The 2,666-nt window shown below is 62.5% G+C and carries 2 protein-coding genes and 1 pseudogene; all 3 read right to left on the bottom strand.

Features of this window, described 5'->3' with window-relative positions; all coding sequences use genetic code 11:
* Positions 1-572: DUF1707 domain-containing protein (locus A5740_RS09195; protein ID WP_076193360.1), on the bottom strand; the 572-nt coding region annotated here is incomplete at its 3' end.
* Between the two features lie 98 nt (positions 573-670).
* The gene (locus A5740_RS09190; protein ID WP_076193358.1) at positions 671-1,432 is read right to left on the bottom strand and encodes an SDR family oxidoreductase; all 762 of its coding nucleotides are present in this window, start codon (positions 1,430-1,432) and stop codon (positions 671-673) included.
* 40 nt (positions 1,433-1,472) lie between these two features.
* A pseudogene (locus A5740_RS09185) lies at positions 1,473-2,666 on the bottom strand (PE-PPE domain-containing protein); the annotation flags it as partial.

Here is a 2,666-nt window from a genome sequence, read left to right as displayed (position 1 = left end):
TTGTTGCGACGATTCTTTCGTTTGATGCTGACGCTGCCCCATAAGGAGAAGCCGCGGATGTGCACACGTGGCGCGCCGGTCGAGCCCTCGCCATTGACGCTCTGATCGAAGTTCCCCATCACACCCACACCGTCCACATCCACATTCACCTCGGGCGGCACCAAGATGGTCTGCCCTCCGAAGATCGAATAGGTGCGGACTTCGACGTCGGGAGCGGTGAAATCGGCATATCGCAGATCCACCACCCCGCCGCCGAACAGAGCGAACGTCGTCAGCTTCTTCGGGACGTTCCACCGGCCGCGACGTTCGAACCCGCTCATGATCGCCAACAGCAGTGTCGAAGGTGCAGGGCGACAGGTGGCGGCCGAACAGTTCACGGCGCCGGGGAGATCACGGCTCAGCCGAGCCAGATCGTCGTAGGTTTGTGCCGCGTAGGCCTTTGCCAGCCGGTCCTCATATTCGTTCATCGGGAGCCGGCCCGCCGCGGCAGCATCGGTGAGGAGCTGCGCCACCTGGATCCGGTCGGTGTCGGCAGCCCGCATCGACCTGCCCTGCGGCGCTGAAGTGCTCATCGTTGTCGAGCCTACGACGATCACTGTCACATGCAAGGCCGGAGGCCAAACTGTGTCGGTGCGGTTGCGGTGGCGCGCCCCGATTCGGCGACGGGGACCTATCCGGTTGTAGCGAGAAAGTCCTGGAACGATACGCCTTCGATCGCATTTTGCGGCGCCAGATTTGCTCCCGATCTGTAACCCGCGACGATGCGACCGGGAATGGTGAACCTCGCCACTCGCCGATGGCTTTTGCGCGCGGACAGGTACATCTGTCCCAATTCCGGGTGACTGTAAATGGTCGGGCCGCCAATATCGGATACGCGGCCGGACGGCTCTGTATCGATCAATGCGACCAGTCGCGCGGCCACATCACGCGTGTCGATCGGCTGGAATCGGATGTCGCGCAGCGCCCATAGCAAGGGGGAGAAGCGCTGCACCGAGAACGTCTTTTCGATTAGCTCGTGGAACTGCGTGGCCCGCAGAACCGTGTGCCCGACGCCGGACGACGTGAGCGCCTGTTCGACGCGCAACTTCGTCTTGTAATAGGGCAGAGGAATGTCCTCGATCCCGACGATCGAGATATAGATGAGATGCCCGACGCCCACGCGTCGGGCCGCCTCGATCAGATTCCGGGTCGCTTTGACGTCTTTGTCTCCGGTGGGTTGCGTAGCGCAATGGACGACGACGTCCACGCCGTCGAGCGCGGTATCCAAACCGTCGGACGAAAGCAGGTCGGCACGGTGCCAGTGCACGCCCGTGTAGCCCACCCGATCCCGACGGCTCAGCGCCCGGACATGATGACCGGCATCCGTGGCCTCCGGTACCACATGATGACCCAGCGTGCCGGTCGCGCCGGTGACGAGCACAGTGCGTGGCATGTCCGCCACGCTACCGACGCGCCCCCGGAGCTGTCAGCGATTACGCGGCCGCTTTGGCTGACTTCTCTTTCTGCGCGGCCTTGGCCTTCTTCACCTTCTTCGGCTGCTTGACGTCCTTGGTCGCGTCGTCGACCGCGCCACGCACCTTGGCGACCGTCTCCTTGACCGACCTCTTGACGGGATCGTTGGCGTCAGCGGCGTGGCGCGCCTTCGCTTTTGCCCGAGCGCTCTTCAGCGAATCCTGGTCGACGCCACGGTCTTTGAGAAGTTTCTTGGCCGGTGCCGGCTTTGCCTTGTAGTCGGCCTTGTCGTCGGTCTTGTCATCCGTCTTGTCGACGTCGGTGGTGTCGGTGTCCGAGGCCTCGATGCTCAACGTTCGCAGTTGGTTGCCGCTCGACGAGGTCGACGTGATGGCCTGCGGAGTCGACTGCTTGTTGGCAGTGGACCCGTTGACCTTCAACATGTTGTCGATCGACGATTCCATCTGCGCGTTGAGGCCATCGAGAGCCTTGGTGACCGGTGCCAGGCCCTTCTCGACCGCGTCGAAGACAGGGTCGGCGCCCTTCTGGAGGGTTTCGAGGGCCTCGCTCATGGCCTTGGCCATCGCGACGGCTGCGGCATTCTGCACGACCGGCTTGAAATCTGTCCCGGGCAGCTTCGGCGTCCAGGCTTCGGGATCCAGGGCATGTTCCTGAATGCCATCGATCAGGGCGTCGAAAATCTTCTCGCTGGCGGCCAACTGCTGCGTCGGCGTGAGCGGAGAGTGCCACAGGTAAGCCTGCTCACCGGCCTTGTCGAAGTTGCGCTCCAGAGTGTTCGGGTCGACGTCCTGGTAGCCCATATTGACCATCATCCGCAACGCATCTTCGATGCTGTCGGTCAACGGAGTCGGGATGCCAACGCCCGGAACCAGATTAAGGAGATGCGGGGCCATCCGGAACGGCTCGAGCAACGGGAGATTCCCGGAGTCATACGTGATGTACGTGGCGGTGCCGGGGAACTTGGTGGCGTCCGCGATTTTGTCTAGAGCCTTCTCTAGACCGAGATTCAGGAAATCGATGTCGTCAACGAGGTCGACGAATCCGTTCCATCCCGGAACTAGCTCGAGGCCCTGACCGCCGGTGGGATCGAGCATTACCTTGGTGCCGTCGAGTATCCCGCCGATCAGCTGCGGCAAGACGTGCTCGCCGATGTTGTTGTCTTCGTCGGGTAGGAGGTAAGTGAGGAACGCCCC

The organism is Mycobacterium sp. GA-1841 (assembly GCF_001954135.1).
In the GTDB taxonomy this organism is placed as follows: Bacteria; Actinomycetota; Actinomycetes; order Mycobacteriales; family Mycobacteriaceae; genus Mycobacterium.
Note: the sequence above shows the minus strand (reverse complement) of the source record. Positions and strands in the feature narration are given on the sequence as shown.